Source organism: Streptococcus chosunensis (genome assembly GCF_003626515.1).
In the GTDB taxonomy this organism is placed as follows: Bacteria; Bacillota; Bacilli; order Lactobacillales; family Streptococcaceae; genus Streptococcus; species Streptococcus chosunensis.
On record NZ_RBCK01000002.1, the window covers coordinates 68,500 to 91,339 of the forward strand.

Annotated in this window: 21 protein-coding genes; 18 read left to right on the forward strand and 3 right to left on the reverse strand. The window is 41.7% G+C overall.

What is annotated here, in order from left to right; genetic code table 11:
- Nucleotides 1–4 precede the first annotated feature (4 nt).
- The 7 genes from D7D54_RS06165 (at nt 5) to D7D54_RS06195 (ending at nt 7,520) form a co-directional block, all read left to right on the forward strand.
- Nucleotides 5–1,012 (forward strand): ABC transporter substrate-binding protein, encoded by a 1,008-nt coding sequence (locus D7D54_RS06165; RefSeq protein ID WP_064276821.1) that lies wholly within the window; start codon nt 5–7, stop codon nt 1,010–1,012.
- Nucleotides 1,012–1,740 carry an ABC transporter ATP-binding protein gene (locus D7D54_RS06170; protein WP_020902163.1) on the forward strand — a complete coding sequence of 243 codons (729 nt, stop codon included), beginning with the start codon at nt 1,012–1,014 and terminating at the stop codon, nt 1,738–1,740. Before D7D54_RS06165 ends, D7D54_RS06170 begins: the two co-directional genes overlap by 1 nt.
- Before the next feature lie 118 nt (nt 1,741–1,858).
- On the forward strand, nt 1,859–2,317 hold the full coding sequence (locus D7D54_RS06175; RefSeq protein ID WP_001211277.1) for a CtsR family transcriptional regulator: 459 nt from the start codon (nt 1,859–1,861) through the stop codon (nt 2,315–2,317).
- A gap of 1 nt (nt 2,318) precedes the next feature.
- Entirely contained in the window at nt 2,319–4,751 is a 2,433-nt protein-coding gene (locus tag D7D54_RS06180) for an ATP-dependent Clp protease ATP-binding subunit (protein ID WP_120719058.1), read from the forward strand.
- Nucleotides 4,752–4,897: 146 nt separating this feature from the next.
- Nucleotides 4,898–5,956, forward strand: coding sequence for an AAA family ATPase (locus D7D54_RS06185; RefSeq protein WP_020902161.1), 1,059 nt, complete (start codon nt 4,898–4,900; stop codon nt 5,954–5,956).
- A gap of 9 nt (nt 5,957–5,965) precedes the next feature.
- On the forward strand, nt 5,966–6,745 hold the full coding sequence (gene pnuC, locus D7D54_RS06190) for a nicotinamide riboside transporter PnuC (protein WP_120719059.1): 780 nt from the start codon (nt 5,966–5,968) through the stop codon (nt 6,743–6,745).
- A 1-nt stretch (nt 6,746) separates the two neighbouring features.
- Nucleotides 6,747–7,520 carry an NUDIX domain-containing protein gene (locus D7D54_RS06195; RefSeq protein WP_120719060.1) on the forward strand — a complete coding sequence of 258 codons (774 nt, stop codon included), beginning with the start codon at nt 6,747–6,749 and terminating at the stop codon, nt 7,518–7,520.
- Nucleotides 7,521–7,593: 73 nt separating this feature from the next.
- Here the strand turns inward: D7D54_RS06195 and D7D54_RS06200 are convergent, their stop codons facing one another.
- Nucleotides 7,594–7,824, reverse strand: a complete 231-nt coding sequence (locus D7D54_RS06200; RefSeq protein WP_020902158.1) for a hypothetical protein — start codon at nt 7,822–7,824, stop codon at nt 7,594–7,596.
- 278 nt (nt 7,825–8,102) lie between these two features.
- Here D7D54_RS06200 and D7D54_RS06205 point away from each other — a divergent pair, with 278 nt between their 5' ends.
- Nucleotides 8,103–8,801: a hypothetical protein gene (locus D7D54_RS06205; RefSeq protein WP_020902157.1), complete on the forward strand. Its 699-nt coding sequence runs from the start codon at nt 8,103–8,105 to the stop codon at nt 8,799–8,801.
- A gap of 73 nt (nt 8,802–8,874) precedes the next feature.
- Here the strand turns inward: D7D54_RS06205 and dusB are convergent, their stop codons facing one another.
- Both dusB and hslO read right to left on the reverse strand, forming a co-directional pair.
- Nucleotides 8,875–9,855 carry a tRNA dihydrouridine synthase DusB gene (gene dusB / locus D7D54_RS06210; RefSeq protein WP_020902156.1) on the reverse strand — a complete coding sequence of 327 codons (981 nt, stop codon included), beginning with the start codon at nt 9,853–9,855 and terminating at the stop codon, nt 8,875–8,877.
- A complete protein-coding gene (gene hslO / locus D7D54_RS06215) occupies nt 9,842–10,714 on the reverse strand; it encodes an Hsp33 family molecular chaperone HslO (protein ID WP_020902155.1) in 873 nt (290 codons plus the stop codon). The genes dusB and hslO overlap by 14 nt, the downstream gene beginning before the upstream one ends.
- 164 nt (nt 10,715–10,878) lie before the next feature.
- On the opposite strand from hslO, the gene D7D54_RS06220 reads away from it, so the two are divergent.
- The 10 genes from D7D54_RS06220 to dltD all read left to right on the forward strand — a co-directional run bounded on the left by D7D54_RS06220 (nt 10,879) and on the right by dltD (nt 22,779).
- A complete protein-coding gene (locus tag D7D54_RS06220; RefSeq protein WP_120719061.1) occupies nt 10,879–12,306 on the forward strand; it encodes an AcpB/EbpR/MafR family transcriptional regulator in 1,428 nt (475 codons plus the stop codon).
- A gap of 160 nt (nt 12,307–12,466) precedes the next feature.
- Complete coding sequence (glpK, locus tag D7D54_RS06225) at nt 12,467–13,975, forward strand: glycerol kinase GlpK (RefSeq protein WP_000076784.1); 1,509 nt, start codon at nt 12,467–12,469, stop codon at nt 13,973–13,975.
- A 30-nt stretch (nt 13,976–14,005) separates the two neighbouring features.
- Entirely contained in the window at nt 14,006–15,832 is a 1,827-nt protein-coding gene (glpO, locus tag D7D54_RS06230) for a type 1 glycerol-3-phosphate oxidase (RefSeq protein ID WP_120719062.1), read from the forward strand.
- 69 nt (nt 15,833–15,901) lie between these two features.
- Entirely contained in the window at nt 15,902–16,606 is a 705-nt protein-coding gene (locus tag D7D54_RS06235; RefSeq protein WP_120719063.1) for an MIP/aquaporin family protein, read from the forward strand.
- A gap of 227 nt (nt 16,607–16,833) precedes the next feature.
- Entirely contained in the window at nt 16,834–18,012 is a 1,179-nt protein-coding gene (locus D7D54_RS06240; RefSeq protein WP_120719064.1) for a ryptide export MFS transporter, read from the forward strand.
- 310 nt (nt 18,013–18,322) lie between these two features.
- Nucleotides 18,323–18,454, forward strand: coding sequence for a teichoic acid D-Ala incorporation-associated protein DltX (locus D7D54_RS06250; protein ID WP_000813667.1), 132 nt, complete (start codon nt 18,323–18,325; stop codon nt 18,452–18,454).
- Nucleotides 18,455–18,474: 20 nt separating this feature from the next.
- Nucleotides 18,475–20,025 carry a D-alanine--poly(phosphoribitol) ligase subunit DltA gene (dltA, locus tag D7D54_RS06255; RefSeq protein ID WP_120719065.1) on the forward strand — a complete coding sequence of 517 codons (1,551 nt, stop codon included), beginning with the start codon at nt 18,475–18,477 and terminating at the stop codon, nt 20,023–20,025.
- Nucleotides 20,022–21,266, forward strand: coding sequence for a D-alanyl-lipoteichoic acid biosynthesis protein DltB (dltB, locus tag D7D54_RS06260; RefSeq protein ID WP_120719066.1), 1,245 nt, complete (start codon nt 20,022–20,024; stop codon nt 21,264–21,266). Before dltA ends, dltB begins: the two co-directional genes overlap by 4 nt.
- A 12-nt stretch (nt 21,267–21,278) precedes the next feature.
- Entirely contained in the window at nt 21,279–21,518 is a 240-nt protein-coding gene (dltC, locus tag D7D54_RS06265; protein WP_000351967.1) for a D-alanine--poly(phosphoribitol) ligase subunit DltC, read from the forward strand.
- A complete protein-coding gene (dltD, locus tag D7D54_RS06270) occupies nt 21,511–22,779 on the forward strand; it encodes a D-alanyl-lipoteichoic acid biosynthesis protein DltD (protein ID WP_120719067.1) in 1,269 nt (422 codons plus the stop codon). The genes dltC and dltD overlap by 8 nt, the downstream gene beginning before the upstream one ends.
- Nucleotides 22,780–22,840 lie beyond the last annotated feature (61 nt).

The window sequence follows — 22,840 nt, forward strand, 5'->3', positions numbered from 1 at the left end:
CAAAATGAAGAAAACATGGAAAGTGTTTTTAACGCTTGTAACGGCTTTTGTAGCTGTTGTGCTTGTGGCTTGTGGTCAAGGAACTGCTTCTAAGGACAACAAAGAGGCAGAACTCAAGAAGATTGACTTTATCCTAGACTGGACACCAAATACCAACCACACAGGACTTTATGTGGCTAAGGAAAAAGGTTATTTCAAAGAAGCTGGAGTAGATGTTGATTTGAAATTGCCGCCAGAAGAAAGTTCTTCTGACTTGGTTATCAATGGCAAGGCACCATTTGCAGTGTATTTCCAAGATTACATGGCGAAGAAATTGGAAAAAGGGGCAGGAATTACTGCTGTTGCAGCTATCGTAGAGCACAATACATCAGGAATCATCTCTCGTAAATCTGACAATGTAGCTAGTCCAAAAGACTTGGTTGGTAAGAAATACGGGACATGGAATGACCCAACGGAACTTGCTATGTTGAAAACCTTGGTAGAATCACAAGGTGGAGACTTTGAGAAGGTAGAAAAAGTACCAAATAATGACTCAAACTCTATCACACCAATCGCTAATGGTGTCTTTGACACTGCTTGGATCTACTATGGATGGGATGGAATTCTTGCAAAATCTCAAGGTGTAGATGCTAACTTTATGTACTTGAAAGACTACGTTAAAGAATTTGACTACTACTCACCAGTTATCATCGCCAACAACGACTACCTCAAAGACAACAAAGAAGAAGCTCGCAAAGTTATCCAAGCCATCAAAAAAGGCTACCAATATGCTATGGAGCATCCAGAGGAAGCAGCTGATATCCTCATCAAAAATGCACCTGAACTAAAGGAAAAACGTGACTTTGTCATCGAATCTCAAAAATACTTGTCAAAAGAATACGCAAGCGACAAGGAAAAATGGGGGCAATTTGATGCAGCTCGTTGGAATGCCTTCTACAAATGGGATAAAGAAAATGGTATCCTTAAAGAAGACTTGACAGACAAAGGCTTTACCAACGAATTTGTGAAATAATGACAGAAATTAGACTAGAACACGTCAGTTATGCTTATGGTCAGGAGAAAATTTTAGAGGATATCAACCTGCAGGTAACTTCAGGTGAAGTGGTTTCCATCCTAGGTCCAAGTGGTGTTGGAAAAACCACCCTCTTTAATCTGATCGCTGGAATTTTAGAAGTCCAGTCAGGGCGAATTATACTTGACGGTGAAGAAAATCCTAAGGGACGCGTGAGTTATATGTTGCAGAAGGATCTGCTCTTGGAGCACAAGACGGTGCTTGGCAATATCATACTGCCTCTCTTGATTCAAAAAGTGGATAAGGCAGAAGCTATTGCTCGCGCAGATGAAATTCTTGCTACCTTCCAGTTGACAGCTGTACGAGACAAGTATCCTCATGAACTAAGTGGTGGGATGCGCCAGCGTGTGGCCTTGCTTCGTACCTACCTTTTCGGGCACAAGCTTTTTCTCTTGGATGAGGCCTTTAGCGCTTTGGATGAGATGACCAAGATGGAACTCCACGCTTGGTATCTTGAGATTCACAAGCAGTTGCAGTTAACAACCTTGATTATCACGCACAGTATCGAGGAGGCCCTCAGTCTCAGCGACCGCATCTATATCTTGAAAAATCGCCCTGGGCAGATTGTTTCAGAAATTAAACTAGATTGGTCTGAAGATGAGGACAAGGAAGTCCAAAAGATTGTCTATAAACGTCAAATCTTAGCGGAATTAGGCTTAGATAAGTAGAGAAATAGGGAGTTGGTGAAGATTATCCTTTACCAGCGCCCTTTTTCTTTTAAAAATGAGAAAATTTCGGTATAATAGTCAAAGATAGTCAAGGTTTAAAGAGAGAGGTGGGTTTGTAATGAGATTTAAAAATACATCGGATCATATTGAGGCCTACATCAAGGCGATTTTAGATCAATCTGGAATTGTAGAATTGCAACGGAGTCAGTTGGCAGATACTTTTCAGGTTGTTCCTAGTCAGATCAACTATGTGATTAAGACACGCTTTACGGAAAGTAGAGGCTACTTGGTTGAAAGTAAGCGTGGTGGTGGAGGCTACATTCGTATAGGACGGATTGAGTTTTCTAGTCATCATGAAATGCTTAGGGAGCTGCTTTACTCAATTGGTGAGCGAGTTAGTCAAGAAATTTATGAGGATATTCTGCAGCTTTTGGTTGAGCAGGAATTGATGACCAAGCAGGAGATGAATTTGCTAGTATCAGTAGCTTTGGATCGCGTTTTAGGAGAAGAAGCACCAGTACTTCGAGCAAACATGCTACGACAGGTCATACAAGAGGTAGATAGAAAAGGGAAGTAAGATGAACTATTCAAAAGCATTGAATGAATGTATCGAAAGTGCCTACATGGTGGCTGGCCATTTTGGAGCTTGTTACCTAGAGTCTTGGCACTTGTTGATTGCCATGTCCAATCACAGTTATAGTGTGGCAGGGGCCACTTTAAATGATTATCCATATGAGATGGACCGTTTAGAAGAGGTGGCTTTGGAACTGACTGAAACAGACTATAACCAGAATGAAACTTTGACGGAATTGCCGTTTTCTCATCGTTTGCAGGTCCTTTTTGATGAAGCAGAATATGTGGCGTCAGTGGTCCATGCTAAGATGCTAGGGACGGAGCATGTCCTCTATGCGATTTTGCATGATGGCAATGCCTTGGCGACTCGTATCTTGGAGAGAGCTGGTTTTTCTTATGAAGACAAGAAAGATCAGGTTAAGATTGCTGCCCTACGTCGAAATCTAGAAGAACGTGCAGGCTGGACTCGTGAAGACCTCAAGGCTTTACGCCAACGTCATCGTACAGTAGCTGACAAACAAAATTCTATGGCCAATATGATGGGCATGCCCCAGACTCCAAGCGGTGGTCTCGAGGACTATACGCATGATTTAACGGAGCAAGCGCGTTCTGGCAGATTAGAGCCAGTCATCGGTCGGGACAAGGAAATCTCTCGTATGATTCAAATCTTGAGCCGTAAAACCAAGAATAATCCTGTCTTGGTTGGAGATGCGGGTGTCGGGAAAACTGCTCTGGCGCTTGGTCTTGCCCAGCGTATTGCTAGTGGGGATGTGCCTACGGAAATGGCTAAGATGCGCGTGTTAGAGCTTGATTTGATGAATGTCGTCGCAGGGACACGTTTCCGCGGTGACTTTGAAGAACGTATGAACAATATCATCAAGGACATTGAAGAAGATGGACAAGTCATCCTCTTTATCGATGAACTTCACACTATCATGGGTTCTGGGAGTGGGATTGACTCAACTCTAGATGCGGCCAATATCTTGAAGCCAGCCTTGGCGCGTGGAACTTTGAGAACGGTTGGTGCGACCACTCAGGAAGAATATCAAAAACATATCGAAAAAGATGCAGCCCTTTCTCGTCGTTTCGCTAAAGTAACGATTGAAGAGCCGAGTGTGGCAGACAGCATGACCATTTTACAAGGCTTGAAGGCGACTTATGAGAAACATCACCGTGTGCAAATCACAGATGAAGCAGTTGAAACAGCCGTCAAGATGGCCCATCGTTACTTGACTAGTCGTCATTTGCCGGACTCTGCTATTGACCTCTTGGACGAAGCAGCAGCAACAGTGCAAAATAAGGCAAAGCATGTAAAAGCAGACGATTCGGGCTTGAGTCCAGCTGACAAGGCCTTGATGGATGGCAAGTGGAAACAGGCAGCTCAGCTAATCGCAAAAGAAGAGGAAGTGCCTGTCTATAAAGACTTGGTGACAGAGTCTGATATTTTGACCACCTTGAGTCGTTTGTCAGGTATTCCAGTCCAAAAACTGACTCAGACGGACGCTAAGAAATACCTTAACTTGGAAGCTGAATTGCACAAACGTGTCATCGGTCAAGATCAAGCTGTTTCAAGCATTAGCCGTGCGATTCGCCGCAACCAGTCAGGGATTCGCAGTCATAAGCGTCCGATTGGTTCCTTTATGTTCCTAGGGCCTACAGGTGTCGGTAAGACCGAATTGGCCAAGGCTCTGGCAGAAGTTCTCTTTGATGATGAATCAGCTCTGATCCGCTTTGATATGAGTGAATATATGGAAAAATTTGCAGCCAGTCGTCTCAATGGAGCTCCTCCGGGCTATGTGGGTTATGAAGAAGGTGGGGAGTTGACCGAGAAGGTTCGCAACAAACCCTATTCCGTTCTCCTCTTTGACGAGGTAGAAAAAGCCCACCCAGATATCTTTAATGTCCTCTTGCAGGTCTTGGATGACGGTGTCTTGACAGATAGCAAGGGACGCAAGGTTGACTTTTCAAATACCATTATCATCATGACATCGAACCTTGGTGCGACAGCCCTTCGTGATGACAAGACCGTCGGTTTTGGAGCTAAGGACATTCGTTTTGACCAGGAAAATATGGAAAAACGCATGTTTGAAGAGTTGAAAAAGGCTTATAGACCTGAGTTTATCAACCGTATTGATGAAAAGGTAGTCTTCCATAGCTTGTCTAGCGACCATATGCAGGAAGTGGTGAAGATTATGGTTAAACCTTTAGTAACAAGTTTGGCTGAAAAAGGTATTGACTTGAAATTACAAGCTTCCGCACTGAAATTGCTGGCAAATCAAGGATATGATCCAGAGATGGGAGCTCGTCCACTTCGCAGAACCCTGCAAACAGAAGTGGAAGACAAGTTGGCAGAACTTCTTCTCAAGGGAGAATTAGAGGCAGGCAGCACACTTAAGATTGGTGTTAAAGCAGGCCAGTTAAAATTTGATATTGCATAAAATGGAGAATCAGGAGCAATCTTGATTCTCTTTTTTGCTACTTTTTTATAAAAAATGATAAAAAACTATTGACAAAACAAAAATATAATTTATAATAAAAACATAGATAATAAAAATATCAAAAATTATAAAAAGGTAATGCGTTTATGAAAAAGAAAACAGCAGTGGTATTTGGGACTTTTGCTCCGCTTCATCAAGGACATATTGATCTGATTCAGCGAGCGAAGCGGCAGTGTGACCAGGTCTGGGTTGTCGTTTCAGGCTATGAGGGAGACCGAGGGGAGCAGGTAGGCTTAACTCTTCAAAAGAGATTTCGCTATATCCGAGAGGCCTTTGGTGATGACGAGTTGACCTCTGTCTGCAAGTTAGATGAAACCAATCTTCCTCGTTACCCTATGGGCTGGCAGGAGTGGTTGAATCAGATGTTTGCAGAGATTTCCTATGATGAAGCCCAGCAAGAACTAATCTTCTTTGTGGGAGAACGTGACTACCAGCAAGAATTATCAAATCGTGGCTTTGAGACTGTCTTGCAAGAAAGAAAGTTTGGTATCTCAGCGACTATGATTCGAGAAAATCCAAGTAAATATTGGAAATATATCGCTCAACCCTTCCGTCGTCAGTTTACAAAGAAAGTGTTGATTATGGGAAGTGCTAGCAATGGGAAGACCACTCTGGCTAAGGATTTGGCTAGGTATTACGATGCACCAGTTAGTTTGGAATACGCACGTGAGTATCAGATTAAAAATAATGTCCGCGACGATGAATTGACTCCAAAAGATTACTATTATCTCCTGTTGGGGCAGTATGACCAGACCTCTAAGTTAATCGATAGCAATGCCAATAGAGGACTGGTAATAGCAGACACCAACTCCTTAGTAACCAAGGGCTACTATGATTATTACATGGAGACTGAGGACCAAGGGGACTTATCAGGAGAGACATTTGACAATCTCTTTGTTTCGATCTTGGCTAAGGAAAAATGGGACTTGATTCTCTTTGTGCAGCCTGTCGGCTCCTATGTCAATGACGGATTTAGAGATATGACTATGGCAGAAGACCATATTCGTCATAGTTTTTCCCAGCATTTGGATCAGATGAGAGAGCAATATTTAACCACCATTCCACTAGTTTATCTAGCTGAGGATTACCTAGGCAATTATGAAGCAGCCAAAGTGGCTATTGATGCCATTTACCAAGCAGATTAGGAGAAAATTATGAAAAAACTAACTGAAAAAATCAAACAATTTATCGAAAACTTTAAAAATGTCCATGCGGAAGCCCGCAAAATCGGTTTTGCAGGAATCATGCGCCTGCTCTGGAAAGATCTCTTTGTCGGCCGTAGCCTCTTCCAGTGGTTGTATCTTATCACCCTGTCAAGTGTTCCCTTGATCTTAGAGTTCACTCAAAATACAGAAAGTCATGACTGGATGAGCTTGTTTGCATCTTGGACTGGGATTGTCTGTGTTATCTTGGTAGCAGAAGGGCGTGCAAGCAATTATCTTTTTGGGGCTATTAACTCAGCTATCTATTTGATTTTGGCCATGAATGCGACTTTTTATGGTGAAGTTTTAACGACTGTTTACTTCTTTGTCATGCAGCCGATTGGTCTCTATGCTTGGCTGTCCAATCGTATCAACGACCAAGGAAAACCAGAAGAATCCCACTTTGAAGCTAAGAAATTATCTGTTCTTGATTGGCTCAAGTACTTGGCCTTGACTGCTATTATCTGGATTGGTATGGGCTTGGCTTACCAAAGTATCAATAGCGCCCGTCCTTTCCGTGATAGTGTTACTGATGCGACTAATGGTGTTGGTCAGCTCTTGATGACACGTCTCTACCGTGAGCAATGGATTTTCTGGATTGCAACCAATCTCTTTAGTATTTATCTCTGGTGGGGTGAAAATATCCACATCCAAGGGATGTACTGGGTTTACACACTCAATAGTCTAGTGGGATGGTATCAATGGACCAAGGCAGTTCGAAAGGAGGCATAAGATGGCAGACACAAAGATTCCAGCCGGGATGACGGAAAAAGAATATTATGAAATCCATGCCAGTCAGGAGGAGTTTTTAGACTGGTACTACAAGCAGGAACTCCCTCAATATGAAAAACCAAGTGTGACAGTGGATATGGTAGCCTACTGCTTTGTCGAAGGAAAGATCAAGCTCCTGCTAATCCGTCGCAAGGCTCACCCTTATCAAAACTGTTTGGCTCTGGTTGGAGGATTTATGGACAAGGGCGAAGATGCTGCGCATGCCTGTCAGCGTGAGGTGAGAGAAGAAGTTAATCTCGATCTTCCTTTGGAAAAAATCGAGCAATTGATGACCGTATCGACTCCCGGCCGTGACCCACGGGGCTGGACAGTGACCATTGCCCACTTGGTTTATCTGCCTAGTCGTGCATTAGAACTTGTTCAAGCAGGAGACGATGCCAAGGACGTGGTTTTTGTAGATGTCGATTTTCAGACAGGCAAGTGCTTCTTAAAGGGAGTAGAGTTGGAGGAGCAAGCCTTCGCTTTTGATCATTATGCCATTATCCAAGAATCCATCAAACGAATCCAAGGCCGTCTCGACTGGAATCCGACCTTCCTTTATCTGCTGGAGGAGGAGTTCACTGTCTACGAAGGAACTGAACTGGTCAATCTTATCAACCCCGGTCGCCCCATCGTCAGCAATAACTTTCTCGTAAAATACGGAGAATATGTAGAAGAAGTTGGACTCAAACGAGTGCCTAAAAAGAAACCAAGAAAAACCTATCGATTGAAATAAAAAACGAGGTCGGGACAAAGTTCCCGACCTCTTTGTTTGCCTTTATTAGTTTGCTTTGCTGTTGCGACTGTTTTTAGGGATGGCTATCCTTCTTAGAATTGCTCAACAGGTGAGTAAAAAAGTCTTTGTATCGATACTTGAGATAGTTCTCATGCAAAACTAACAAAGCGATATAGAAAATCAAAAAGATTGTAGTCAGATAAAACACATCAAATGCAGTTCGCGCATAGTAAGTTGCTGATTGATAAGAGACAATAGCTGTCACAATCAACCAAGGAAGATACTTGTAATATTTGCTTAACATAAGTCTACACCTCCTATATTCTATTTCAATGTTATTATATTCCTTTGTACTTAAGAATGCAAGCGATTACACAAAAACAAATTTAAATTTTTAACAGAAAAATCTCCTGTTTTTCTGTTTTATTACGAATAGAAGAGTAGGAGGAGTAAACGTATCTAAAGTATTTAAAATTTTTAAAATAGTTTAGATAAATTGTTGACATATTCAAATGAGAATGTTACAATAGTATTACAAAAAGATTTCTTTATATTTCTAAAATATTACAAAGGAGTAGAAAAATGAAAAAGAAAACCTATATCAAATTGATGGCAGCAACTGTATTGGCTTCTACCTTGCTATTAGGAGCTTGTGGAAATAAAAAGGAAACAACTCAAGCAAGCAGTTCTGTTAAGACAAGCCAATCATCAAGCTCAAAAGCAGCTTCTTCTAGCAAAGAAAGTAAAACTCAGAAGTCCTCAAGTTCAGCTTCATCTGAAAAGACCAAATCATCTACTGACCAGTCTGCAGCAACTGCGACACCATCAGAAGCGACACCTGCACCAGAGCAAAGACAAGGCCAAGAAGTGTCTAATCAACAGGCAGCTAGTCAACAAACTGCTACTCAAGCTCCTTCAACTCAGCAAGGTTCTCAAGCCCAGTCTAACCAGTCAGGCTATGATCCAACAACTGACCGCAAACTTCAAGACAAGCAAGCAGAACACAACAAACGCTACAAGGGTGTTTTAACCATGGTTGATGGTGATTTCTCAGCAGCTGCAGGCAACTGGAAGGGTGCCAATGGTGAAACCATCACAGTTTCATCAGGAGGCAAATTCACAGTAGAATCTGCTGATGGAAAGAAAGAAAACTACTCTATCAGAGACTATTCTTATACTCTTGACGATGGTAAGTATAATGCTACAATCGGTGGAGGAAAGACCGTTCAAATTACCACAGGTGCAGATGGCAAGGTTTCCAGTGTTGCTTTAGCTCAATAGTAGAATTTAGAATCTCAAGTTTATAGACATTTTAAAAACCCGTAACTGAATGAAGTTTACGGGTTTTCTGTGTTTAAACTTTCTCCAATTGCAAGAGGGCTTCAATCTCTGCTAGGGTACTAGCTTGTGAAATGGCTCCACGGAGTTTGGCAGCGCCAGAAGTTCCACGGAGGTAGTGAGGAGCGAGGCCGCGGAATTCACGAACTGCGACGTTTTCTCCTTTGAGGTTAATCAAGCGTTTCAAGTGTTCGTAGGCGATTTTTATCTTGTCCTCAAAGGTCAAATCAGGTAGGATTTCTCCTGTTTCAAAGTAATGGTTGATCTGGTTGAAGAGGTAGGGATTTCCCATGGCAGCGCGACCAATCATAACTGCGTCAGCACCAACTTCTTCGATGCGTTGTTTGGCTTCTTGGACTGTGCGGATGTCGCCGTTAGCGATGAAGGGAATCTTGGTAAGAGCTTGGGCAACCTTATGAAGAGTTTCAAGGTCGGCGTGGCCTGTATACATTTGTTCACGGGTACGGCCATGCATGGCGAGGGCAGAAACACCTGCAGCTTCAGCAGCGAGGGCATTCTCTACTGCCAGAGATGGGTCAGCCCAGCCAGTACGCATTTTGACAGTAAGGGGAATATCAAGAACCGATTGGACCTTGTTGATGATAGAGTAGATCTTGTCTGGATCTTTGAGCCACATAGCTCCAGCTTCGTTTTTCACGATTTTGTTAACAGGGCAGCCCATGTTGATATCCACGATATCGGTCTTAGTGTTTTCTTGGATAAATTCTGCTGCGCGTGCTAGGCTGTCTTCATCACTACCAAAAAGTTGGATAGAGACAGGGTTTTCGCCTTCGTCGATATGAAGCATGTGCAGGGTTTTTTCGTTGTTGTATTGGATTCCCTTGTCAGAGACCATTTCCATTACAACGAGTCCAGCTCCGAGCTCTTTTGCAATAGTACGAAAGGCTGAGTTGGTCACGCCAGCCATAGGCGCTAAAACAGTACGATTGGGAATCTCAACATTGCCAATCATAAAGGGTGTATTAAGATTTGTCACGAATGAGTTCCTCCAGGTCGTTTTCATCAAAGTTGTAAGTAGTTTGGCAGAATTGACAAGTGATTTCTGCTCCGTGGTCTTCCTCTTTCATTTCCTGTAAGTCTGAGTTTGGAAGACTGGCAAGAGCGTTCATAAAGCGATCATGGCTACAGTCACATTGGAAACGGATTTCTTCTTCAGAAAGACGCTTATAAGCCTCGTCACCGTAGATAGCCTTGAGGAGGGCTTCGATATGGTCTTCACTTTCGAGAAGGGTTGAGATAGCTGGCATTTCTTGGATGCGTTTTTCAAAGCGAGCAATCTCTTCTTCCTTAGCTCCTGGCAAGACTTGAACTAGGAAACCACCTGCAACCTTGACCTTGTCTTCTTCGTCCAAAAGGACATTGAGGCCGACTGCTGAAGGAGTCTGTTGGCTTTCAGTTAGGTAAAAGGCCAGGTCTTCACCGATTTCTCCAGAGATGAGGGGTGTCATAGAGTTGTAAGGATTTCCAGTACCGTAGTCTGTGATAACGAGGAATTGACCATTTCCAACAAAAGGTCCAACTAGAACTTCACCAGTTGCAGTCTTTTTGATGTCAACACCAGGATTTTGAACGTAGCCTTTGACGTTCCCCTTGGTATCTGCGACGGTGATAATAGCACCTAGAGAGCTAGATCCCAATACCTTAACTGTTAGTTTGGTATTTCCTTTTTCATTGGCTGCGAGAATCTGGCTAGCGATAAGAGTTCGACCAAGCGCTACAGTTGAGCTAGCTTGGGTTTGGTGTTTTTCTTGAGCAGTGCGGACGGTTTCTGTGCTATCAAGGACAAAAGCACGAAAGGCTCCGCTTTCTGATATTGTTTTAATAATTTTATCCATAGCTACTATTTTAGCATAAAAATGCCCAAAGGGGGAGCCGTGTGTTTGCTGATTTTTAGGATAATGGACCAGGAAATCAGCATGAAAATAAAAAGAGAAACAGATTATTTCAGCATTTGTAAGATTTATGCTATGCTTAAGGTAGAAAATGAAAGGGGTAACAAATGTATTTAGGAGATTTGATGGAAAAGGCCGAATCTGGCCAATTTTCAATCCTTTCCTTTCTATTACAAGAGTCTCAGACGACCGTCAAGGCTGTAATGGAGGAAACAGGATTTTCAAAAGCAACTCTAACCAAATATGTCACCCTGCTCAATGACAAGGCTTTGGACAGTGGCTTAGAGCTGACTATCTCCTTAGAAGATGAAAATCTGCGTCTGTCAATCGGTGCAGCTACCAAGGGGAGAGATATTCGGAGCTTGTTTTTGGAGAATGCTGTTAAATACCAGATTCTTGTTTATCTTCTCTACCACCAACAGTTTTTAGCCCATCAGCTGGCTCAAGAATTGATGATTAGTGAGGCTACGCTTGGTCGCCACTTAGCTAGTTTGAATCAGATTTTGTCAGAATTTGACTTATCTATCCAAAATGGACGTTGGCGAGGTCCAGAGCATCAGATTCGCTATTTCTATTTCTGTCTTTTCCGCAAGGTCTGGTCCAGTCAGGAATGGGAAGGTCACATGCAGAAACCAGAGAGAAAACAGGAGATTGCCACTTTAGAAGAAATCTGCGGTGCAAGTTTGTCTTCGGGTCAGAAATTGGACTTGGTTCTCTGGGCTCATATCAGTCAACAACGTCTCCGTGTCAATGCCTGTCAGTTTCAAGTGATAGAAGAGAAAATGCGAGGGTATTTTGACAATATTTTCTACCTTCGTTTGCATCGAAAGGCACCTTCCTTTTTTGCTGGGCAACACCTTCCTCTAGGAACTGAGGATGGTGAGATGATGATATTCTTCTCTTTCCTCCTATCTCATCGCATTCTTCCCCTTCATACTATGGAGTATATTCTTGGTTTTGGAGGGCAGTTGGCAGATTTACTGACGCAATTGATTCAAGAAATGAAGAAGGAGGAGTTGCTGGGTGATTATACAGAGGATCACGTTACCTATGAACTCAGTCAGCTTTGTGCTCAAGTCTATCTCTATAAGGGCTATATTTTACAGGACCGCTACAAGTACCAGTTGGAGAATCGTCATCCTTATTTTTTGATGGAACATGATTTTAGGGGAACGGCAGAGGAGATTTTTCATGCCTTGCCTGCCTTTCAGCAGGGGACGGATTTGGATAAGAAAATTCTCTGGGAATGGCTCCAGTTAATTGAATATATGGCTGAAAATGGTGGCCAGCATATGCGGATTGGTTTGGATTTGACATCAGGTTTTCTTGTCTTTTCAAGGATGGCAGCCATTTTGAAACGGTATTTGGAATACAATCGTTTTATTACCATTGAAGCCTATGACCGAACTCGACATTATGATTTGCTGGTTACCAATAACCCGATTCATAAGAAGGAACAGACTCCAGTTTATTATTTAAAAAACGACTTGGATTTGGAAGATTTGGCAGCGATTCGTCAGTTATTATTCACTTAAAAGGCTTGGTTGTTCCAGGTCTTTTTTTGTGAAATTCACACAATCTCCTCACATTTTTTAAAAAATTAAAAAAAGTTGATAAACAGGAAAGCGCTTTATTTTGTATACTAGTTAGTGTAAAGAGGAGATATCCTCAAGATCTTTATCAGGAGGACAGCACATGTCACAAGAAAAATACATCATGGCCATTGACCAGGGAACTACAAGTTCTCGTGCCATTATTTTCAACAAAAAAGGAGAAAAGGTTAGCTCGAGTCAAAAAGAGTTTACTCAGATTTTCCCTCAGGCAGGTTGGGTTGAGCACAATGCTAATGAAATTTGGAACTCAGTCCAGTCAGTTATTGCGGGTGCTTTCATCGAAAGTGGTGTCAAGCCAAATCAAATTGAGGCAATAGGAATCACTAACCAACGTGAAACAACGGTCGTCTGGGATAAGAAAACAGGACTTCCAATCTACAATGCCATCGTTTGGCAATCACGCCAAACTGCTCCTTTGGCTGAACAACTAAAAAGTCAAGGTTATGTGGAAAAATTCCATGAAAAGACTGGTTTGATCATCGATGCTTACTTCTCAGCGACCAAGGTTCGTTGGATTTTGGACCATGTAGAGGGCGCTCAAGAGCGAGCAGAAAAAGGGGAATTGCTCTTTGGTACCATCGATACTTGGTTGGTTTGGAAATTGACTGACGGTGCAGCTCACGTGACTGACTACTCAAATGCAGCTCGTACCATGCTTTATAACATTAAAGAACTCAAATGGGATGATGAGATTTTAGAAATCCTCAATATTCCTAAAGCAATGTTGCCTGAGGTTCGTTCTAACTCTGAAATCTACGGTAAGACAGCCCCATTCCATTTCTATGGTGGAGAAGTCCCAATCTCAGGTATGGCTGGGGACCAACAGGCAGCCCTCTTTGGACAGTTGGCCTTTGAACCAGGTATGGTTAAAAATACTTACGGAACAGGTTCTTTCATCATCATGAATACTGGGGAAGAGATGCAGTTGTCTGAAAACAACCTCTTGACAACCATTGGTTACGGAATCAACGGCAAGGTTTACTATGCCTTGGAAGGGTCTATCTTCATCGCAGGAAGTGCCATTCAGTGGCTTCGTGACGGTCTTCGCATGGTCGAAAATTCACCAGAATCTGAAAAATACGCTCGTGATTCTCACAACAATGATGAAGTTTATGTCGTTCCAGCCTTTACAGGTTTAGGTGCTCCATACTGGAACCAAAACGCTCGTGGTTCTGTCTTTGGTTTGACTCGTGGAACAAGCAAAGAAGACTTTATCAAGGCGACTTTGCAATCTATCGCTTATCAAGTACGTGACATCATCGACACCATGCAAGTGGATGCGCAGACAGCTATCCAAGTCTTGAAAGTAGACGGTGGTGCAGCTATGAACAACTTCCTCATGCAGTTCCAAGCTGACATTTTGGGAATCGATATCGCACGCGCCAAAAACTTGGAAACAACAGCTCTAGGTGCAGCCTTCCTAGCTGGTTTGTCAGTGGGCTATTGGAAGGACTTGGATGAGTTGAAACTCTTGAACGAGACAGGAGAACTCTTTGAGCCATCTATGAACGAATCTCGCAAGGAACAACTCTACAAGGGCTGGAAGAAGGCTGTGAAAGCAACCCAAGTCTTTGCGGAAGTAGACGACTAATAAATCGACTTAGTTAGAAAGTGTGTAAATATGGAATTTTCAAAGAAAACACGTGAATTATCAATTAAAAAAATGCAGGAACGTACCCTGGACCTCTTGATTATCGGTGGAGGAATCACAGGGGCCGGTGTAGCCTTGCAGGCGGCAGCTAGTGGTCTTGAGACTGGTTTGATTGAAATGCAGGACTTTGCAGAAGGAACATCTAGTCGTTCAACAAAATTAGTTCACGGAGGTCTTCGTTACCTCAAACAATTCGACGTAGAAGTGGTCTCAGATACAGTTTCTGAACGTGCAGTGGTTCAACAAATTGCTCCACACATTCCAAAACCGGATCCAATGCTCTTGCCAGTTTACGATGAAGATGGAGCTACCTTTAGCCTCTTCCGTCTGAAAGTAGCCATGGACTTGTATGACCTTTTGGCAGGAGTTAACAACACACCAGCTGCTAACAAGGTTTTGAGTAAGGAAGAAGTCTTGGAACGCCAGCCAAACTTGAAGAAAGAAGGCTTGGTAGGAGGTGGGGTTTACCTTGACTTCCGTAACAACGATGCGCGTCTCGTGATTGAAAACATTAAACGTGCCAACCAAGACGGTGCCCTCATTGCTAACCACGTGAAGGCAGAAGGCTTCCTCTTTGACGAAAGTGGCAAGATTACAGGTGTCGTAGCTCGTGATCTCTTGACAGACCAAGTCTTTGAAATCAAGGCTCGTCTGGTTATCAATACAACAGGTCCTTGGAGCGACAAGGTACGCAATTTGTCTAATAAGGGAACGCAATTCTCACAAATGCGTCCAACCAAGGGAGTTCACTTGGTGGTGGACTCAAGCAAGATCAAGGTTTCACAGCCAGTTTACTTTGACACAGGTTTGGGAGATGCCCGTATGGTCTTTGTTCTCCCACGTGAAAACAAGACTTACTTTGGTACAACCGATACAGACTACACAGGTGATTTGGAACATCCGAAAGTGACGCAGGAAGATGTAGATTATTTACTTGGCATTGTCAACAACCGCTTCCCAGAAGCAAACATTACCGTTGCTGATATTGAAAGCAGCTGGGCAGGTCTTCGTCCATTGATTGCAGGCAATAGCGCTTCTGACTACAATGGAGGAAATAACGGAACCATTAGCGACGAAAGCTTTAACAACTTGATTGCGACTGTTGAATCTTATCTTTCTAAAGAAAAAACGCGTGAAGATGTTGAGTCTGCTGTCAGCAAACTTGAGAGCAGCACATCTGAGAAACATTTGGATCCATCTGCAGTTTCTCGTGGATCTAGCTTGGACCGTGATGACAATGGTCTCTTGACTCTTGCTGGTGGTAAAATCACAGACTACCGTAAGATGGCTGAAGGAGCTATGGAGCGCGTGGTTGACATCCTCAAAGCAGAATTTGACCGTAGCTTTAAACTTATCAACTCTAAGACTTACCCTGTTTCAGGTGGGGAATTGAACCCAGCAAATGTTGATTCAGAAATCGAAGCCTTTGCGCAACTTGGAGTGTCACGTGGATTGGATAGCAAGGAAGCTCACTATCTCGCAAATCTCTATGGTTCAAATGCACCGAAGGTCTTTGCCCTTGCTCACAGCTTGGAACAAGCACCAGGACTCAGCTTGGCAGATACTTTATCACTTCACTATGCAATGCGCAATGAGTTGGCTCTTAGCCCAGTTGACTTCCTCCTTCGTCGTACCAACCACATGCTCTTTATGCGTGATAGTTTGGATAGCATCGTTGAGCCAGTTTTAGATGAAATGGGACGATTCTATGACTGGACAGAAGAAGAAAAAGCAGCTTACCGTGCGGATGTCGAAGCAGCTCTTGCTAACAACGATTTAGCAGAATTAAAAAATTAAGAAAAAATAAAAGAGGTGGAGGCAGGACTCCTTGTCTACCCTCTCCTCCTTTTTTATGGAGACAGAAAAATGATGAATGAATTATTTGGAGAATTTTTGGGGACTTTAATCCTGATTCTTCTAGGAAATGGTGTTGTTGCAGGTGTGGTTCTTCCTAAAACCAAGAGCAACAATGCAGGTTGGATTGTGATTACTATGGGTTGGGGAATTGCTGTAGCCGTTGTGGCTTTTGTATCTGGCACGCTCAGCCCAGCCCACCTAAATCCAGCTGTAACGTTTGCGATGGCCTTAAAAGGAACGCTCTCTTGGGCTTCCGTTTTCCCATACATCCTAGCTCAGTTCGCAGGGGCTATGCTGGGTCAGATTTTGGTTTGGTTGCAATTCAAACCGCATTATGAGGCAGAAGAAAATGCAGGCAATATCCTGGCAACCTTCAGTACTGGACCGGCCATCAAGGATACAGTTTCTAACTTAATCAGTGAAATCCTTGGCACCTTTGTTTTGGTATTGACAATCTTTGCTTTGGGGCTTTATGATTTTCAGGCAGGTATCGGCACCTTTGCAGTGGGGACTTTGATTGTCGGTATTGGTCTATCACTAGGTGGGACAACAGGTTGTGCCTTGAACCCTGCGCGTGACCTTGGACCTCGTATCATGCATAGCATTTTGCCAATTTCAAACAAGGGAGACGGAGACTGGTCTTACGCTTGGATTCCAGTTGTGGGACCTGTTATCGGTGCAGCCTTGGCCGTGCTTGTATTCTCACTTTTCTAATTTAGAAAATAGAGCTTGAGATGAGTATCTCAGGCTTTTTTCATTGAGTATAACTTCTTAGAGCTAGCCTCCAACGATAATAATTCCTTCAAAAAATAGGAAGAATAAAGGCACTAGCTTTTGCTTTTTCATGTGAAAACCATCATTTTTGTTTTCTGCTATTTTATGCTAAAATATTAAAAATCAAATTTTAATTCTAAAGTTGGTAACTAAGATGGGAGCGTTACATGTCTAATTCATTTATTAAGTTGTTAGTCTCTCAATTGTTTGCAAATTTAGCAGATATTTTCTTTAGAGTAACAATCATTGCTAACATATACATTATTTCAAAATCAGTAATTGCCACATCACTAGTTCCCATTTTAATAGGGATATCCTCTTTTGTTGCGAGTCTTTTAGTTCCTTTAGTTACTAAAAGGATAGCGCTAAATAGGGTTTTATCTTTATCCCAATTTGGAAAGACTATATTATTGGCGATACTGGTAGGAATGTTTACTGTAATGCAATCCGTAGCGCCTTTGGTAACCTATCTATTTGTTGTGGCAATTTCAATATTGGATGGTTTTGCAGCACCTGTTTCCTATGCTATTGTGCCACGCTATGCGACCGATTTGGGTAAGGCTAACTCAGCTTTGTCAATGACTGGTGAAGCTGTTCAGTTAGTGGGTTGGGGATTAGGTGGACTCTTATTTGCAACAATTGGTCTTTTACCTACCACGTTTATAATTTTAATCTTGTATATCATTTCTAGCTTTTTGATGTTATTTCTCCCTAAGGCTGAAGTAGAGGTGTTAGAGTCAGAAACTAATCTTGAAATTTTGCTAAAAGGTTGGAAGTTAGTTGCTAGAGATCCTAGATTAAGACTTTTTGTATCAGCAAATTTATTTGAAATTTTCTCAAATACTATTTGGGTTTCGTCTATCATACTTGTCTTTGTAACGGAGTTATTAAATAAAACGGAAAGTTACTGGGGATATTCTAATACAGCATACTCTATTGGGATTATAATTAGTGGCTTAATTTCTTTTAGGCTATCTGAAAAGTTCCTTGCTGCTAAATGGGAAAGTATTCTTTTTCCTCTTGTAGCCATGGCAATAGTGACACTGACTATTCTATATTTTCCAAATGCACAGATGTTTTTAGTATTTTCAGCTCTAGTTGGGATGTTATCGCAGCTAAAAGAAGTTCCTGAAAGTGTATTTCTTCAGGAAACAGTAGAGGAAAATCATTTGGTTAATGTCTATTCCGTTCTTGAAGTGATTTCGACATTAGCATTTTCAGTATTTGTTTTGCTAATGAGCTATATTACTGAGAATTTTGGTATTAGCATCAGTTTTTGGATATCAGCCATTTGTCTGATGATAGAAGCTATTTTAATTTATATCAGACGAGATTATTTTAGGTGAGAGACTAGTTAAAAAGTCTTGAAAAATTAGAAAAGCGCATAGTATCGGGTGTTGAAAAAACTTGATATCGTGCGTTTTATTATGGGAAGATTTACTTCATTTTCTACTGAAATTGAGTTTTTGTCCAGCCTCACTCTATTTAAAATATACATAGAAAAACCGCATAATCCTTAAAATAAGCTGAAATCTAGTGAAAATGTACGGCAAACAATTGAAAAATTACCCTATAAAGTGGTACAATGGTAGAAAAATACTATAGTAAGAGTTCATCTTATTTAGCAAAAATTACAGAAATGAATGGTTTTTCTTGATGAAACAGAGAAAAGAATTGTACCTCTTTCTTGGTAGGACAGCCTTGTATTTTCTTATCTTTCTAGGGCTGCTTTACTTCTTTAGCTATCTTGGTCAGGGTCAAGGAAGCTTTATCTATAATGAATTTTAACTTGAAGGAGAATCCCTATTGTGTCAAATAAACCAATAGTAGATATGATTGAAACCATTGAGCATTTTGCTCAGACACAGCCTAGCTATCCTGTCTATAATGTTTTGGGGCAGGAACACACTTATGGAGATTTGAAGGCTGATTCGGATAGTTTGGCTGCAGCTATTGACCAACTGGATTTACCAGAGAAGTCTCCTGTGGTTGTTTTTGGTGGCCAAGAATATGAAATGTTGGCAACCTTTGTTGCTCTGACTAAGTCAGGCCATGCCTACATTCCCATTGACAGCCATTCGGCTTTGGAGCGAGTTTCGGCTATTTTAGAAGTAGCAGAGCCAAGCTTGATTATTGCTATCTCAGACTTTCCATTGGAACAGGTTTCTACGCCAATGATGACTCTAGCTCAGGTTCAAGAAGCCTTTGCTCAAGGGACTAGTTATGAGATTACGCATCCAGTCAAGGGTGATGATAACTACTACATTATCTTTACGTCTGGTACGACTGGTAAACCTAAGGGAGTGCAGATTTCTCATGATAACCTCCTCAGCTTTACCAACTGGATGATTACGGATAAGGAATTTGCGACGCCAAGTCGTCCGCAAATGCTGGCTCAGCCACCTTATTCATTTGACCTGTCCGTCATGTACTGGGCACCGACCTTGGCACTGGGTGGTACGCTCTTCGCTCTTCCTTCAGCTATTACTCAGGACTTTAAGCAACTCTTTGCGACCATCTTTTCATTGCCAATCGCTATCTGGACATCAACCCCTTCTTTTGCAGATATGGCCATGTTGTCTGAAGACTTTAATAGCGAGAAAATGCCTGGAATCACGCATTTCTACTTTGATGGCGAAGAATTGACGGTTAAAACGGCTCAAAAACTGCGCGAACGTTTCCCAAATGCCCGTATTATCAATGCCTACGGCCCAACAGAAGCGACAGTAGCCCTATCAGCAGTTGCTGTGACAGACGAGATGCTAGCGACTCTCAAACGCCTACCAATCGGCTATACCAAGGCTGATTCTCCAACCTTTATCATTGATGAGGAAGGCAATAAACTGCCAAATGGCGAACAGGGAGAAATCATTGTTTCTGGACCAGCTGTTTCAAAAGGATATATGAACAATCCTGAAAAAACAGGGGAAGCCTTCTTTGAGTTTGAAGGTCTACCAGCCTACCATACAGGAGATGTGGGAACTATGACAGATGAAGGCTTGCTTCTCTACGGAGGACGCATGGACTTCCAGATTAAGTTTAACGGTTACCGCATTGAGTTAGAAGATGTCTCTCAAAATCTTAACAAGTCTCGCTATATTGAGTCTGCTGTCGCTGTTCCGCGCTATAACAAAGACCACAAGGTGCAAAATCTATTGGCCTATGTCATCTTAAAAGATGGTGTTCGTGAGCAGTTTGAGCGTGATATCGATATTACTAAGGCCATCAAGGAAGATTTGACAGACATCATGATGTCCTACATGATGCCGTCTAAATTCCTTTACCGAGACAGTTTGCCACTGACTCCAAATGGAAAAATTGATATCAAAGGATTGATTAATGAGGTAAATAGGAGATGATGGAGTTCTTTCAACAGCTTCCTCATTTAGAGCCATACGGCAATCCTCAGTATTTTGTCTATGTGATTGCTGCAACCTTGCCCATCTTTATTGGTCTCTTTTTCAAGAAACGCTTTGCCTGGTATGAAGTACTGGTTAGTCTCTTCTTTATCGTCACCATGTTGGTAGGTGGGAAGACTAATCAGTTGGTTGCTTTGGGTACTTACCTTTGCTGGGAAATATTGCTCGTACTCTTCTACAAGCATTATCGAAAAAGCAAGGATGGCAAGTGGGTCTTCTACCTAGTTAGCTTTCTGTCCCTACTGCCGATTATCTTTGTCAAGGTGCAGCCAACTATCAATGGAACGCAGTCTTTGCTTGGATTTTTGGGAATTTCTTACCTGACCTTTCGTTCGGTTGGGATTATCATCGAGCTGAGAGATGGAGTGATTAAGGATTTTACCCTCTGGGAATTCCTCCGTTTCCTTCTCTTCATGCCGACTTTTTCAAGTGGTCCAATCGATCGCTTTAAGCGTTTTAATGAAAATTATCAGACCATTCCTGAGCGGGATGAGTTGATGGATATGCTGGATGAATCTGTTCGCTATATCATGTGGGGATTTTTGTACAAGTTTATCCTAGCTCATGTTTTAGGAGAAACTTTACTACCTCCTCTGAAGAATCTAGCCCTGCAGTCAGGTGGCTTCTTTAACCCCTATGCCTTGGTAGTTATGTATACCTTTGGTTTGGAGCTCTTCTTTGACTTTGCAGGTTACTCTATGTTTGCCTTGGCCATTTCAAACTTGATGGGAATCCGTAGTCCCATCAACTTTAACAAGCCCTTTTTATCAAGGGATTTAAAAGAGTTTTGGAATCGTTGGCACATGAGCCTCTCTTTCTGGTTCCGTGACTTTGTCTTTATGCGAATGGTCATGGTGTTGACCAGAAAGAAGGTCTTTAAGAATCGCAATGTAACCTCAAGCGTGGCCTATATTGTAAATATGCTGATTATGGGATTTTGGCATGGTGTGACCTGGTACTATATCGCCTATGGACTCTTTCATGGATTGGGCTTGGTCATCAATGACGCTTGGATTCGCAAGAAAAAAACGCTCAATAAGGAGCGGAAAAAAGCAGGGAAGCCTGCTCTACCTGAGAATCGCTGGATTCAGTTGCTTGGCATGGTTGTCACCTTCCATGTCGTCATGCTGTCATTCTTGATCTTTTCTGGATTTTTGAATGATCTATGGTTTAAAAAATAAAGGAAATAAAATATGGATATCAAATCAGAAGTTATCGAAATTATTGATGAGTTGTTTATGGAAGATGTTTCTGACATGATGGATGAAGATCTTTTTGATGCAGGTGTTTTAGATAGTATGGGAACGGTTGAATTGATTGTGGAGATTGAAAACCGTTTTGACATTCGTGTCCCTGTAACAGAGTTTGGTCGCGACGACTGGAATACAGCCAATAAAATCATAGCTGGTATTGTGGAGCTACAAAATGCTTAAACGCTTATGGATGATCTTCGGACCGGTCTTGATAGCTGGTTTGTTGGTTTTTCTGCTCATTTTCTTTTATCCTACTAGTAAAAGTTATAATTTATCAAAAGAAAAACGATATGCAGCAGCAATTAGTACACAAAGTTTTAGAGAAAGATTTCAGAAAGTGAGAGCTCTTTCGGACCCAAGTCTACGATTCATTCCTTTTTTTGGTTCTAGTGAGTGGATTCGATTTGATAGTATGCATCCAGCTGTTTTAGCGGAGAAGTACAATCGTTCGTATAGACCCTATTTTTTAGGACAAGCAGGAGCAGCTTCTTTAAATCAGTACTTTGGTATGCAGCAAATATTGCCAGAGCTAGAAAATAAACAAGCTGTTTTTGTTATTTCTCCTCAGTGGTTTACAGAAACGGAGTATGAATCTGCAGTTTTTCGTAGCTATTTTAACACGGATCAATTGGGCGCTTTTTTGGAAAATCAGTCTGGAGATGTGTCAAGTCGTTACGCCGCTTCGCGTTTAATGAAAAAGTATCCTAATGTAGTATTAGGAGATATAGTCAAAAAAATAACCGAGGGTGAGCGACTTTCAGAAATAGATAAGACACTCATAGATACATTAGCACGATTCAACGAAAAACAATCATTTCTATTTGGACAATTGTCAGTGAATGATGGAGAAAAATATAGAGATCGTGTGGAGAAGTATCTGAAAGACTTACCAGATAAATTTTCCTACGATGAATTGAGAGAAATCGCTGTAAAAGATGCTGAAGCAAATACAACGAATAATGATATGGGGATGGAAAATCGTTTCTATGATACGCAAGTAAAGAAAGATTTAAAAAAGTGGAAGGATTATCAGAAAAATTATAATTTTCTAAAATCCTCCGAATATAATGACTTGCAATTAGTCTTGAATCAATTTGCGAATTCAAAAGTGAATGTATTGTTTGTGATTCAACCTGTTAATAAAAAATGGATGGATTATACAGGATTAAATCAAGATATGTATCAACACGCAGTTGAAAAGATTCGTCACCAGTTAGAAAGCCAAGGTTTTACCAATATAGCAGATTTTTCAAAAAATGGTGCTGAACCTTATTTTGTAAAAGATACAATTCATATTGGTTGGTTGGGTTGGTTGGCTTTTGACAAGGCTGTTGATCCTTTCCTATCCAATCCCACACCTGCTCCGACTTACCATCTGAATGAGCGCTTTTTCAGCAAAGATTGGGCGACTTATGATGGAGATATCAAGGAATTTCAATAGATAATAGTATGGAAGAGTTCAAGAATGAAACTGGTTTTCACGTTTTTTCTTGACTCTTTTT